We start from the raw sequence: 13,199 nt of genomic DNA on the forward strand, positions 1-13,199 counted from the left end.
CCGTCAGAAACGCGGCAAGTTGGGGAATTTCAGCACCCCGCCCGTGACCCGCATCTTGCCCATGTCGGCGCAGCGGTTCAGGGTCGGTATCGCCTTGTCGGGATTGAGCAGCTTGAGCGGATCGAAGGCGCGCTTGACGGCGAAGAACGCTTCCAGCTCCTTGGCCGTGAACTGCTCGCACATGGAATTGATCTTCTCGATGCCCACCCCGTGCTCGCCCGTGATGGTGCCGCCCACTTCCACGCTCAGCGCCAGGATCTCGGCGCCGAACGCCTCCGCGCGCGCGAATTCGTCGGGCTGGTTGGCGTCGAACAGGATCAGCGGATGCAGGTTGCCGTCGCCCGCATGGAACACGTTGGCGCAGCGCAGGCCGTACTTGGTTTCCATGCGCGCGATCCCGGCCAGCACTTCGGCCAGCCGCTTGCGGGGAATGGTGCCATCCATGCAGTAGTAATCGGGCGAGATGCGGCCGGCAGCCGGGAAGGCGTTCTTGCGGCCGGACCAGAAGCGCAGCCGCTCGGCTTCGTTCTGCGACACGGCGATGGCGCTGGCGCCGGCCGCCTGCAGCACGGCCGTCATGCGCGCGATGTCTTCTTCCACTTCCTCGGGGGTGCCGTCGGCCTCGCACAGCAGGATGGCGGCCGCCTCGGTGTCGTAACCAGCCTTGCAGAATGGCTCGACCATGCGGGCCGAGGTCTGGTCCATCATCTCCAGCCCGGCCGGGATGATGCCGGCCGCGATCAGGTCGGCCACGGCGTTGCAGCCCGCGCCCACCTCGCCGAACGAGGCCATGATCACGCGCGCCGTGGACGGCTTGGGAATCAGCCTGACCGTCACTTCCGTCACGATGCCCAGCATGCCTTCGGAACCGATGAACACGGCCAGCAGGTCCAGCCCCGGCGCATCCAGCGACTCGCCACCCAGCTCCACCACCTCGCCCTCGATGGTGACCATGCGCACGCGCAGCACGTTGTGCACCGTCAGGCCGTATTTCAGGCAGTGCACGCCGCCCGAATTCTCGGCCACGTTGCCGCCAATGGTGCAGGCGATCTGCGACGAGGGATCAGGCGCGTAGTACAGCTCGTGGCGGGCGGCGGCGTCGGAAATGGCCAGGTTGCGCACGCCCGGTTGCACCACGGCCGTGCGGGAATACGCATCCATGCGGATGATCTGGTTCATGCGCGCCGTGGACAGCACCACGCCGTCGGCAATCGGCATGGCGCCGCCGGACAGGCCGGTTCCCGCCCCGCGCGGCACGATGGGCACATTGAGCTCGCGGCACACGTTGACGATGGCGATCACCTGCGCCTCGCTGTCGGGCAGCACCACCACCATGGGCAGTTGGCGGTAGGCGGCCAGGCCGTCGCATTCATAGGGCCGGGTATCCTCCGGCTCGGCCAGCACGCAGCGTGCGGGCAGCACGGCGCGCAAGGCGTCGGCCACTTGCTGGCGGCGCGCGAACAGGTTGGCCGGATCGGGGGCAGTGGTATGCATGGCGGCGAAGGGAGCTAGTCGATAGACATCGATTGTAAGCACAAACGGCGCCGCCGTCCCGCCGGGCGATCAATTGAGGCCAAGACCTGATGCCGATTCGCCGCGTCGGCGGTGGGGGAAATGCGCTGCGGCGGGCCGATTTGGCGTATCCTCACAGCTTTTCACGGATCAGGAACCATCATGGGCAACCGACTCTCCAAGATCGCCACCCGCACCGGCGACAACGGCACCACCGGCCTGGGCGACGGCACGCGCACCGACAAGGACAGCGTGCGGGTGCACGCCATGGGCGACGTGGACGAACTCAATTCCAACATCGGCCTGCTGCTGTGCGAAGCCATGCCCGACGACCTGCGCGAGGAGCTGGTGACGATCCAGCACGACCTGTTCGACCTGGGCGGGGAACTGTGCATCCCCGGCTACCAGATGATCACCGAGGCCCACGTGGCCCGGCTCGACGAGCTGCTGGCCAAGTACAACGCCGACCTGCCGGCGCTGACGGAATTCATCCTGCCGGCCGGCTCGCGGGCGGCCGCCGTGGCGCACGTGTGCCGCACCGTGTGCCGCCGCGCGGAACGGGCCATCGTCACCCTGGGCAAGGCCGAGACCATCCACGACCACCCGCGCCAGTATGTGAACCGGCTGTCGGACCTGATGTTCGTGCTGTCGCGCGTGCTCAACCGCTACGCCGGCGGCAGCGACGTGCTGTGGCAGCACGAGCGCAAACGCGGCTGACGCTCCCCTTCAACCAGCGCGGGCCGGGACAGGTCCGCCGCCACCCGGAGTACGCATGACACCACGTTTTGCTGCGCCGTCCGCCATCGCGCGGGCCATGCTGTTCTGCGGCGCCCTGCTGGCCGCGCGCGCACACGCGGATGCGCCCGCGGCGCCCCAGCAATTCGCCCGCCTCGGCGACGTGACGCTGGAGAACGGCGCCGTCATTCACGACTGCCAGCTCGGCTACCGCGCCCTGGGCACGCTCAACGCCGCGCGCGACAACGCCATCCTGGTGCCCACCTGGCATACGGGCACCAGCGCGCAGTTGCTGGAGGTGCTGGGGCCGCAAGGCCTGTTCGATACGGCGCCCTACTTCGTGATCCTGGTCGATGCGCTGGGCAATGGCGTGTCCTGCTCGCCGTCCAACAGCGCCAGCCAGCACGGCAAGGCCTTCCCCGCCTTCACCATCCGCGACATGGTGGCCAGCGAGCACCGGCTGTTGACGGAAAAGCTGGGTATCAGCCACCTGCGGGCCGTGGTCGGCTACTCGATGGGCGGCATGCAAACGCTCCAGTGGATGGTGAGCCATCCCCGCTTCATGGATGTCGCCATTCCCATCGCCGCCACGCCGCGCCTGTCCAGCTACGACCTGCTGTTCTGGCGCACGGCCGAACAGGCCATCGTCAGCGACGCCGCGTTCGCCGGTGGCGACTATCAGCGCAACCCGCCGCTGCCCCTGTTCCAGATGGTGTTCGCGCTGAACGCCACCTCGCCCGACTTCCGGCAGCGCAAAACGGCGCCGGCTGATTTCGACAAGTTCCTGCGCGAGACGGTGGCGCCCGATCCGGAAGCGCCCGATGCCAACGACAACCTGGCGCAGATCCGCGCCCTGCTCAGCCAGGATATCGGCGCCGGGCCGGGTGGGCCGCAAGGGCTGGAACAGGCGGCGGCGCGGGTGCGCGCACGCGTCCACCTGATCAACGCGCGGCAGGACCAGCTGGTCAACCCGCGCGCGGCGCAGGCGCTGGCGCCGCTGCTGCATGCGCGCGTGACCTTGCTCGACAGTGAATGCGGCCACTTTGCCATCCAGTGCGACATGGCGCCGATACGCGCGGCAATCGAAGCGGAGCTCAAGCCCCAAGTGGCCGGCGCCACCGCGACGGCTCGACCTGAACACGCACCCAAGTAACCATGGCGTTGCCCACGCCCGCGTAGGCGCCCCTGGCGCGCCCGGGCCCGCACATCACGGCGACACGGCCAGCGGCGCATCTGTCCCCAGCAGCACGGCCATGCCCTTGGCCATGCTGAGGCGGGAGGCGGCGGCTGGATGGTCGGCGACCAGGGCGGCCGGCTCCTGGGCCGCCAGCTTGCCGTAGAAGCGCACCATGGCCGACGGCGGCCAGCCGGCCCGGTGGGCTAGCACCATGCCCAACTGGTCGGCCTCGCTCTCCTGCATCATTGACAAGTCGGACAGCCGAATTTGCAGCGACAGGTCGCTGTCGAGCCGCTCCATGAGCACGTCCAGCGGCAGTGGCGGCCGGCGCACCAGCAGGAAGGCCTCGGACAAGGTCTCGCGCACATGTTCGGCCACGGCGTGGGCCACCTCGTGGGCCAGCAGCGTGGCCAGTTCGCCGTCATCCAGCGCCAGCTGGCGCACAAACGCGCTGCCAACGAGGATTTTTCCGCCCGCCATACAGACGGCATCGACTCCCGGATCGCTGGTCGTATGCAGTTCCCATTGCCATTGGGCCGCATCCGGCTTGAGCGTGATGGCGGCCCGTATCAGCCCGGCGCTAATGGAACGCAAGCGGACCAGCAGGCCGGGATCGTCATCAAGCTTGCCGGTGGCGGCCAGCTCCACCACGCGTTCGATGTAGCGGTCCTCGACCTGGCTATCGACCGCATCGGTGGAGAAACGCAATTCCTGCCAGCGCCCCGATTCCGGCACCTGGCTTTGCGCCGCGCCGCAGCAAAGGCAAAAGATCGCCGTCCACAAGCAAATCCGGTGCATATCGCCCCCATGCCGGTATAAACGATTTATACCAATATAGGCCCGAAATATCCCGGACACAACAAAAAAAAAATCGGGGACGTACCCCGGTTTTCCCAGCCAGAAAAACCGTGTTACGTCCCCGATTTTTCTGGCGGGGAAAACCGGGGTCCGTCCCGGATTATTTAGCCGTTGTTGACGACCAGGCGCGGTACGTCGGCGCCGTAGCGCTGGCGGATCGAGGCGGCGATGCCGTCCGCGTCCAGGCCGACGCCGGCCAGCAGCTTGGCCGGGTCGCCATGGTCGATGAACTTGTCGGGCAGGCCCAGCATCAGGATCGGCTTGACGATGCCTGCGGCGGCCAGCGCTTCGGCCACGGCGGCGCCCGCGCCGCCCATGATGCACCCCTCTTCCACCGTCACCAGGTAGTCGTGCTCGGCGGCCAGTTGCTTGACCAGTTCCACGTCCAGCGGTTTGACGAAGCGCATGTTGGCCACCGTGGCGTCGAGCGAGGCGGCCGCCTTGACGGACGGCGCCACCATCGAGCCGAAGGCCAGGATGGCGATCTTCTGGCCACGGCGCTTGATTTCACCCTTGCCGATTTCGATGGTCGTCAGCGCGGGGTCAATGGCCGCGCCGATGCCGGCGCCGCGCGGATAGCGAATCGCGGCCGGGCCGTGGTACTGGTAGCCGGTGGTGAGCATCTGGCGGCACTCGTTCTCGTCCGAGGCGGCCATGATGACCATGTTGGGGATGCAGCGCAAATACGCCATGTCGTAGTTGCCGGCGTGGGTGGCGCCGTCCGCGCCCACCAGGCCGGCACGGTCGAGCGCGAACGTCACGTCCAGGTTTTGCAGCGCCACGTCGTGGATCAACTGGTCGTAGGCGCGCTGCAGGAATGTGGAGTAGATCGCCACCACCGGCTTGAGCCCTTCGCAGGCCAGGCCGGCGCCGAAGGTGACGGCGTGCTGCTCGGCGATGCCGACGTCGAAATAGCGGTCCGGGAACTGCTGCTCGAAGCGCACCATGCCCGAGCCTTCGCGCATGGCCGGCGTGATGCCGACCAGGCGCTTGTCGGCGGCGGCCATGTCGCACAGCCAGTTGCCGAATACTTCCGTGTACGTGATCTTGCCGGGCGCCGTGGATGGCTTGATGCCTTCGGCCGGATTGAACTTGGGCGTGCCGTGGTACAGGATAGGCTCGGCCTCGGCCAGCTTGTAACCCTGGCCCTTCTTGGTCACCACGTGCAGGAACTGCGGGCCCTTGAGCTGCTTGATGTTCTGCAGCGTGGGGATCAGCGATTCAAGGTCGTGGCCGTCGATGGGGCCAATGTAGTTGAAGCCGAATTCCTCGAACATGGTGGCCGGCACCACCATGCCCTTGGCGTGTTCTTCCAGCCGCTTGGCCAGCTCCAGCACGGGCGCCGGCAACACCGACTTGCCCACGTTCTTGGCGGCCGCGTAGAACTGGCCCGACATCAGGCGTGCCAGGTAGCGGTTCAAGGCGCCCACGGGCGGCGAGATCGACATGTCATTGTCGTTCAGGATCACCAGCAGGTTCAGGTCTTCCTGTACGCCGGCGTTGTTGAGCGCCTCGAAGGCCATGCCGGCCGTCATCGAGCCGTCGCCGATCACGGCGATGGCGTGGCGCTGCTCGCCCTTGATCTTGGCCGCCTGCGCCATGCCCAGCGCGGCCGAGATCGAAGTTGACGAGTGGGCCGTGCCGAAGGTGTCGTATTCGCTTTCGTCGCGCTTGGGGAAGCCGGAGATGCCGTCCAGCTGGCGCAGCGTGTGCATGCGCTCGCGCCGGCCGGTAAGGATCTTGTGCGAGTAGGTCTGGTGGCCCACGTCCCACACGATGCGGTCATGCGGTGTGTTGAACACGTAGTGCAGCGCCACCGTCAGTTCCACCGTGCCCAGGTTGGACGACAGGTGGCCGCCCGTCTTGGAGACGGAATCGAGCAGGTAGTGGCGCAGTTCATGGGCCAGCGGCGTGAGCTGATGGCGCGCCAGTTTGCGCACATCGGCCGGGGAATCTATGGTTTCGAGCAAATTCATTTTCTTATGCCTTCCGCTGCACGATCAAGTCCGCGAGTTCGCGTAAGCGCAGCGCTTTGTCACCGAACGGCGCGAGCGCTGCGTGCGCGTCGAGCCGCAATTGTTGGGCCAGCGCGCGCGACGGTTCCAGGCCGAGGATGGACACATAGGTCGGCTTGTTGTCGGCCGCGTCCTTGCCGGCCGTCTTGCCCAGCGTGGCCGAATCGGCCGTCGCGTCGAGCACGTCGTCCACCACCTGGAACGCCAGGCCGATGGCACGCGCGTAGGTGTTCAGGGCCGCCGTCTCGGCGTCGTCCAGCGCCTTGCCGGCCAGCGCGCCCAGCACCACGGAGGCGCGCAGCAGCGCGCCCGTTTTCAGCTGGTGCATCTGCTCCAGCTGTTGCAGCGTCAGGCTCAGGCCCACGCTGTCAAGGTCAATGGCCTGGCCGCCGCACATGCCGGCCGAGCCGGAGGCGTGCGCCAGCAGGCGCAGCATGGGCACCAGGCGCTCGCACGGCGCCGCTTCGGACAGCACCAGGAACGCTTGCGATTGCAGCGCGTCGCCCACCAGCAGGGCCGTCGCTTCGTCGTAGGCCACGTGCACGGTCGGTTTGCCGCGGCGCAGGGCGTCGTCGTCCATGCACGGCATGTCGTCATGCACGAGCGAATAGGCGTGGATCATTTCCACGGCGGCCGCCGCCCGGCTCAACAGCGCTTCGTCGGCGCCGAACAGGGCGCCGGCCGCGTACACCAGCAGCGGGCGCACGCGCTTGCCGCCGCCCAGCAGCGCGTAGCGCATGGCGTCGTGCAGCTTGGTCGGCACCACGTCCGGGCCGGGCAGGTAGGCGGCCAGGTCGCGCTCGGAGGCGGCCTGCACGGTTTTCATCCAATCGTCGAACGCGGGCGTCATGCCAGTTCCTCCTGGTTGTCGGCGAACGGCTTGAGCATGTCCCCTTCCAGCACCTTGACCTGGGATTCCACCTTGTCGAGCTGCTGGGCACAGTATTTCACCAGCTCCGAACCGCGCTGGTAGGCCGCCACCGACGCTTCCAGCGGCAGCTGGCCGGCTTCCATTTGGGCCACCAGTTGGGCCAGTTCGGCCATCGCTTCCTCAAACGAAGCGGGCGGCACGGCCGTTTGCGCGGTGTCCGCGCTAGATTTCTTGGACATAGAATTCGGATCTTTACAGGCAAAACGCGCCAATGTTGTGCAAAAAGCAGCGCTGCGGGCGCAGTGTAGCCCGTTATTTTAGAACAAACCAACTTATCCGGTCGAACAAATAGGCGCGCTGCCCGGGGCGCCGCTGCCGGCCTTCGATCGGGAAATCTGGATTTTATCGCAATCCTCCCGCCGACTGCGCTGCCGGATCAAGCGCGGCCCAGTTGGCGGCCGATCCGGGCACAAAGGGGGTGGAAACGCGGTATAATCGCCGGTTCTGTCCGAAATACCATTTTCAACAACTTGAATTCAGGTCTTTACGGATTCTGTCTCTCTTTGGTTTGAAGCACATATTAAGGGGGGTTTGGATGTCCGATCTGGGTAGCCACGCCAAGCTCGCGCCGACTGAAGCGCAACTTCCGGTTAACGTCTATTTTGACGCAGCGCTGTTGCAGCGCGAAATACAACAATTGTTCCAGACGGGGCCACGCTACGTGGGCCACGAGCTGATGGTGCCGAACGCCGGCGACTTTGCGACCCTCGTTTCCGAAAACGAAGGGCGCATGCTGGTGCGCAACGCCAGCGGCGTGGAGCTGGTGTCCAACGTGTGCCGCCATCGCCAGGCGCTGATGTTCAATGGCCGCGGCAATGCGGACAACATCGTCTGCCCGCTGCACCGCTGGACCTATGACCTCAAGGGCGAGCTGATCGGCGCGCCCCACTTCGAGACCACGCCCTGCCTGAACCTGCCCAAGACCCAGCTGCAAAACTGGAACGGCTTGCTGTTCGAGCAGAACGGCTACAACGTCATGGAGCAGCTCAAGGCCCTGTCGGTCACCAAGGATCTCGACTTCTCGGGCTATATGTTCGACCATGTGGAGGTCCAGACCTGCAATTACAACTGGAAGACTTTCATTGAAGTCTACCTCGAGGATTACCACGTCGAGCCATTCCACCCGGGCCTGGGCAGCTTTGTCCGCTGCGACGACCTGCGCTGGGAATTCGGCCGCGACTACAGCGTGCAGACGGTGGGCGTGAACCGTGGCCTGACCAAGGCCGGTTCCGAGGTCTACAAGCGCTGGCAGGAGCAGGTGCTCAAGTTCCGTGGCGGCGAGGCGCCGCCGTATGGCGCCATCTGGCTCACGCTGTACCCGAACATCATGGTCGAATGGTATCCGCACGTGCTGATCGTCTCGACCCTGTGGCCGGAAGGTCCGCAGCGCACCAAGAACGTGGTGGAGTTCTACTATCCCGAGGAGATCGTGCTGTTCGAGCGCGAGTTCATCGAGGCCGAACGGGCCGCCTACATGGAAACCGTGGTCGAGGACGACGAGATCGCGCTGCGCATGGACGCCGGCCGCAAGGCCTTGATGGAGCGCGGCACGACGGACGCCGGCCCCTACCAGTCGCCGATGGAAGACGGCATGCAGCACTTCCACGAGTGGTATCGCGGCAAGATCACGTTGTAACAATCAATGCCGCACTGGCGGCGGAACCGGGAAGTCGATGCAGTCGCTGTGGATGTTGTTTGCCAGTTTCATGTTCGCCGCCATGGGGGTGTGCGTGAAGCTGGCCTCCGACCAGTTCGGCACCTCGGAAATCGTGTTCTACCGGGGCGTGGTGGGCGTCACCACGCTGTTCTGCATGATCCGGATGCAGCGCGGCGACCTGCGCACCACCATGCCCGGCGCCCACCTGTGGCGCGGCGTGGTGGGCGTGCTGTCGCTGTGGCTGTGGTACTGGACCATCGCCCGCCTGCCGCTGGCCACGGCCATGACCCTCAACTACATGGCGCCGATCTGGATCGCCGTGTTCCTGTTCGCCGCCGGCTGGTGGCATGCGAAAAACCATATCGAATGGCCGTTGTTCGTGGCCGTCGGCATGAGCTTCGTCGGCGTCACGCTGCTGCTGCAGCCGGCCTTCCACGCCAACCAGCTGGGCCCGGCGCTGGTGGCCCTCGGTTCCAGCGGGCTGTCGGCCATGGCCTACATGCAGGTGCGCAAGCTGGGACTGGCCGGCGAGCCCGAATACCGGGTCGTGTTCTATTTCTCCGTGATGAATCTGGTGGCCGGTGCGGCCGGCACCATGCTGGCCGGCGCGCCCGGCCAGTCCGGCTGGCATCCCATCAACACCATGCACGGCGCCTTGCTGCTGCTGGGCGTGGGCGTGTGCGCCACCAGCGCCCAGATGGCCATGACGCGCGCCTACCGGCTCGGCAGCACGCTGGTGGTGGCCAACCTCCAATACACGGGCATCGTGTTCTCCAGCCTGTGGGGCGTGCTGGTGTTCGACGACCGCTTCGACTGCCACAGCTGGGCCGGTATCGCCGTGATCCTGGCGTCCGGCAGCGCCGCAACGTTTTACAATACACGCAGTACCGAACGCGGTAAGGCCATCGCCAACACCGATCCGATCGCAAGCGAAGTTTAAGGAGCAGCCATGCACACGACTTTGGTAGACGCCGCCACCCTGGCCGGGCACCTGACCGATCCCGACTGGATCGTGATCGACTGCCGCCACGATTTGATTGACCTGGAAGCGGGCCGCGCCGCCTACGCCGCCGGCCATATCCAGAATGCGCAGTTCGCCAGCATGGAGGACGACCTGGCCGGCCCCAAGGTGGGCCCGGACGGCAAGTTCCACGGCCGTCATCCCCTGCCCGACCGCTCGGCCCTGATCGAAAAGCTGCGCCAGTGGGGCGTGAACGACCAGTCGCAGGTGGTGGCCTATGACGCCCATGGCGGCATGTACGCGGCGCGCCTGTGGTGGATGCTGCGCTGGATCGGCCACCCGGCCGTGGCCGTGCTCGATGGCGGCCTGGCCGCATGGCAGGCGCAAGGCTTGCCGCTGGTGACGCTGGTGGCCACGCCCCCGCGCGGCCACATCATGGAAAAGCCCTCGCTGACCAAGACCGTGACGGCGGGCGAACTGGTGGCCAATCTTTCCGACGGTACGCTCAAGGTGATCGACGCGCGCGCCCCGGACCGCTTCCGTGGCGAGAATGAAGTCGTGGACCCGGTGGGCGGCCACATCCCCGGCGCCAAGAACCGCTTCTTCAAGGACAACCTGCTGAGCAATGGCCGTTTCAAGAGCCCGCACGAACTCACGCGCGAGTTTGGCCCGTTGTTCGACACGGCGCAGGATGTCGTCATGCAGTGCGGTTCGGGCGTGACGGCCTGCCACAACCTGCTGGCCCTGGAAGTGGCCGGCCTGAGCGGCGCGGCACTGTATCCGGGCTCGTGGAGCGAATGGTGCGCCGATCCGGCACGGCCGGTGGCCAGGGGCGAGGCGTAAGGAAGATTTAGCGCTTTAACCCGGCCGGTGCCGGGTTTGGCGCGCCCAGCGCGAGATGCGCAATTCGTCGCGCACGACACGATAATCTATTGTGTGACCGGTACGAGGAACAGGAAAACTTCGCCGGCCCGGCGCCAAAGTAAGGGTGCCAATGTCAGGCCGCGTCGCAAGCACCGCAAGCGCCTCCTCGACACGCCGCGCCACCAGTTCCGCGGCCATGGCATCCTGTGCGCTGAGATGCTGCAAGGTGCGAACGAAGGATTGCCAAGCGCGTGGCTGCCAAACCACCCGAAGCTCAGCCACCTTTGTTTTGTCGTTTGGCGTTAGCGGCGATAATGCGCCACGCCTCGGCCATCACTTCGGCATGTGGAATGCCCGGATTAGTCTTGAAATACTCCTGCGCTTCGAGATCAGCCCGGATAGACTCCTCCACATCATCCCAGCCATACTGCCGCACATCCAGCCACACGTCTTCCGGCCGCACCTTGGCCAGATCGGCCAGCCGTTGCAACCTTAACATCTGGTCCGTAGACAGCGCACTCAACTCCGCTTCGGCCTTACTGTTCGTAGCATCCATGGCATCCGCCGCACGTGATTGACGAAAACTCCATCATACCGCAGGCCGGAACGCTGCGTTTGTGTCCGCGCAAGACAGCGCGGGCGGAACCTGCCGTCAGTGCCCGCGCGTGAGGAACAGCACCAGGCCCACGCCGACGGCGATCAGCAGCACTTGCGGCACCGTCTCCTTCAGCGTGGCGCGGCGCTGCATCTGCGGCATCAGGTCGCTCACGGCGATGTAGATGAAGCCGGACGAGGCGAACACCAGCACGTAGGGAATCATGCCGCTGGCGCGGTCCAGCATGAAGTAGCCCAACACCCCGCCGCCGATCGCCATCAGGCTGCACAGCAGGTTGTACACGTAGGCGCGCGTGCGCGTGAAGCCGGCGTTGAGCAGCACGATGAAGTCGCCGATCTCCTGCGGGATCTCGTGCGCGATGATGGCCAGCCCCGTCACCAGCCCCAGCTCCGGATTGGCCAGGAAGGCGGCCGCGATCAGGATGCCGTCCGTGAAGTTGTGCATGCCATCGCCCACCAGGATCATCCAGCCGGCCTTGCCCGCCTCGCGCTTGTCGTGGCCGTGGTGGTGATGGTGGCCGTCGCCCTCGTGGTGGTGCGAGTGGCGCAGGATGGCCAGCTTTTCCAGCATGAAGAAGGCCAGCAGCCCGCCCAGCAAGGTGGCGAACAGGCTGCGTGCGTCGGCCTGCGACTCGAACGCTTCCGGCAACGCGTGCAGCAAGGAAGTGGATAACATGATGCCGACCGACAGGCTGACCATGCGCTCGACCACCTTGGACAGCAGCGTGAACGAGAAGATGGCGGCGGCCGTGATGCTGACCACGCCCGCCACGGTGGTGGCCAGCAGGATGGAAATGAGTGTCGAGTCGATTTTGAACCTCTTATGGCAGGGACCGGGCGCGGCGGCAGGGCTGCAAGCGGCGCGGGCCGGACGGTATTTTACCGCCCGGCCCGCTTATTTGCCCAATCGGCGGCAAATGACGCTAACTGCTTACATCACGCCATGCTCACGGAACCAGGCGATGGCGCGCGCAAAACCGTCCTTGGCGTCCGCTTCCACGTAGCTGGGACGGTAGTCCGCATGGAAGGCGTGGCCCGAATTCGGGTACACCACGAACTGCGACTTGTTACCGGCCCGGTTCAGCGCTTCCTTCATGCGGGCGATGGAATCCTGGCTGATGCCCGTATCCTTCAAGCCGTACAGGCCCAGCACCGGCACCTTCAGTTGTGGTGCGATGTCGATCGGATAAGTCGGCGTCATGGCGTTGGCCTCGCCCACCAGGCGGCCATACCAGGCCACGGCCGCTTTCAGCTGCGGGTTGTGGGCCGCGTACATCCACGCGATGCGCCCGCCCCAGCAAAAGCCGGTGATGCCCATCTTGTCCGGATTGCCGCCGTTGGCCTTGGCCCACGCGAAGGTGGCATCGATATCGCCCATCACCTGCGCGTCCGGCGTCTTGGCGATGATGTCGCGCTGCAGGTCGGCGATGGTGGCGGCCTTGCTCGGATCACCCTGGCGCACGAACAGTTCCGGCGCCAGCGCCAGGTAACCGAGCTTGGCGAAGCGGCGCGCCACGTCCGCGATGTGCTCGTGCACGCCGAAAATCTCGGACACGACGACGATCACGGGCAGGTTGGTCTTGCCCTCAGGCTGGGCGCGGTAGACGGGCACGGTCTGCCCGTTCACGGTGAGGTGGAGCGTGCCGGCCGTCAGGCCCACGGTGTCGGTCTTGATGACGTTTTGCGCCACCACCGGCATGGCGGCCACGGCGAAGCCCGTGCCCAGCGCCACCTTCAGGAAATCGCGACGGCCCACGCCATCGGACAACGACGTTTTCGACAGCAGACTTGCAGCATCTTGTACCAGATCTTTCATATGTCTCCTCTTTTAGTTTAACGTCTCCACACGGGCGCCTTGTGAGCGCCCGCCATTC

14 protein-coding genes are annotated in these 13,199 nt (G+C 65.8%); 5 read left to right on the top strand and 9 right to left on the bottom strand.

Annotated features, from left to right (window positions below; translation table 11 throughout):
* Nucleotides 1-3: 3 nt before the first annotated feature.
* Nucleotides 4-1,494, bottom strand: coding sequence for an FAD-linked oxidase C-terminal domain-containing protein (locus tag H3H36_RS10070; protein ID WP_182216918.1), 1,491 nt, complete (start codon nucleotides 1,492-1,494; stop codon nucleotides 4-6).
* A gap of 180 nt (nucleotides 1,495-1,674) precedes the next feature.
* On the opposite strand from H3H36_RS10070, the gene H3H36_RS10075 reads away from it, so the two are divergent.
* Both H3H36_RS10075 and H3H36_RS10080 read left to right on the top strand, forming a co-directional pair.
* Entirely contained in the window at nucleotides 1,675-2,229 is a 555-nt protein-coding gene (locus H3H36_RS10075; protein WP_182216921.1) for a cob(I)yrinic acid a,c-diamide adenosyltransferase, read from the top strand.
* A gap of 55 nt (nucleotides 2,230-2,284) precedes the next feature.
* On the top strand, nucleotides 2,285-3,400 hold the full coding sequence (locus tag H3H36_RS10080) for an alpha/beta fold hydrolase (RefSeq protein ID WP_229219845.1): 1,116 nt from the start codon (nucleotides 2,285-2,287) through the stop codon (nucleotides 3,398-3,400).
* Nucleotides 3,401-3,454: 54 nt separating this feature from the next.
* Here H3H36_RS10080 and H3H36_RS10085 read toward each other — a convergent pair whose 3' ends face one another.
* The 4 genes from H3H36_RS10085 to H3H36_RS10100 form a co-directional block, all read right to left on the bottom strand.
* Nucleotides 3,455-4,222, bottom strand: coding sequence for a M48 family metalloprotease (locus H3H36_RS10085; RefSeq protein ID WP_182216923.1), 768 nt, complete (start codon nucleotides 4,220-4,222; stop codon nucleotides 3,455-3,457).
* A gap of 164 nt (nucleotides 4,223-4,386) precedes the next feature.
* A complete protein-coding gene (gene dxs / locus H3H36_RS10090) occupies nucleotides 4,387-6,258 on the bottom strand; it encodes a 1-deoxy-D-xylulose-5-phosphate synthase (protein WP_182216926.1) in 1,872 nt (623 codons plus the stop codon).
* 4 nt (nucleotides 6,259-6,262) lie between these two features.
* The gene (locus tag H3H36_RS10095) at nucleotides 6,263-7,147 is read right to left on the bottom strand and encodes a polyprenyl synthetase family protein (RefSeq protein WP_182216928.1); all 885 of its coding nucleotides are present in this window, start codon (nucleotides 7,145-7,147) and stop codon (nucleotides 6,263-6,265) included.
* Entirely contained in the window at nucleotides 7,144-7,407 is a 264-nt protein-coding gene (locus H3H36_RS10100) for an exodeoxyribonuclease VII small subunit (protein ID WP_182216930.1), read from the bottom strand. The genes H3H36_RS10095 and H3H36_RS10100 overlap by 4 nt, the downstream gene beginning before the upstream one ends.
* 356 nt (nucleotides 7,408-7,763) lie before the next feature.
* Between H3H36_RS10100 and H3H36_RS10105 the strand changes: the two genes are divergently transcribed.
* From H3H36_RS10105 to H3H36_RS10115, 3 genes are read left to right on the top strand one after another with little or no spacing between them, the layout of a single operon-like run.
* Nucleotides 7,764-8,864, top strand: coding sequence for an aromatic ring-hydroxylating oxygenase subunit alpha (locus H3H36_RS10105; RefSeq protein ID WP_182216932.1), 1,101 nt, complete (start codon nucleotides 7,764-7,766; stop codon nucleotides 8,862-8,864).
* Nucleotides 8,865-8,901: 37 nt separating this feature from the next.
* Complete coding sequence (locus H3H36_RS10110) at nucleotides 8,902-9,825, top strand: DMT family transporter (RefSeq protein WP_182216935.1); 924 nt, start codon at nucleotides 8,902-8,904, stop codon at nucleotides 9,823-9,825.
* 9 nt (nucleotides 9,826-9,834) lie between these two features.
* Complete coding sequence (locus H3H36_RS10115) at nucleotides 9,835-10,689, top strand: sulfurtransferase (protein ID WP_182216937.1); 855 nt, start codon at nucleotides 9,835-9,837, stop codon at nucleotides 10,687-10,689.
* A 15-nt stretch (nucleotides 10,690-10,704) separates the two neighbouring features.
* On the opposite strand, the gene H3H36_RS27695 is transcribed toward H3H36_RS10115, so the two are convergent.
* The 4 genes from H3H36_RS27695 to H3H36_RS10135 form a co-directional block, all read right to left on the bottom strand.
* Complete coding sequence (locus tag H3H36_RS27695) at nucleotides 10,705-10,992, bottom strand: type II toxin-antitoxin system RelE/ParE family toxin (protein WP_182216939.1); 288 nt, start codon at nucleotides 10,990-10,992, stop codon at nucleotides 10,705-10,707.
* Complete coding sequence (locus H3H36_RS10125; protein WP_182216941.1) at nucleotides 10,985-11,266, bottom strand: hypothetical protein; 282 nt, start codon at nucleotides 11,264-11,266, stop codon at nucleotides 10,985-10,987. Before H3H36_RS10125 ends, H3H36_RS27695 begins: the two co-directional genes overlap by 8 nt.
* A gap of 96 nt (nucleotides 11,267-11,362) precedes the next feature.
* Nucleotides 11,363-12,112 carry a ZIP family metal transporter gene (locus H3H36_RS10130; protein WP_182217211.1) on the bottom strand — a complete coding sequence of 250 codons (750 nt, stop codon included), beginning with the start codon at nucleotides 12,110-12,112 and terminating at the stop codon, nucleotides 11,363-11,365.
* Nucleotides 12,113-12,256: 144 nt separating this feature from the next.
* The gene (locus H3H36_RS10135; RefSeq protein ID WP_182216944.1) at nucleotides 12,257-13,141 is read right to left on the bottom strand and encodes a dienelactone hydrolase family protein; all 885 of its coding nucleotides are present in this window, start codon (nucleotides 13,139-13,141) and stop codon (nucleotides 12,257-12,259) included.
* Nucleotides 13,142-13,199 lie beyond the last annotated feature (58 nt).

Source organism: Rugamonas fusca (genome assembly GCF_014042365.1).
GTDB classification, from domain to species: Bacteria; Pseudomonadota; Gammaproteobacteria; order Burkholderiales; family Burkholderiaceae_D; genus Rugamonas; species Rugamonas fusca.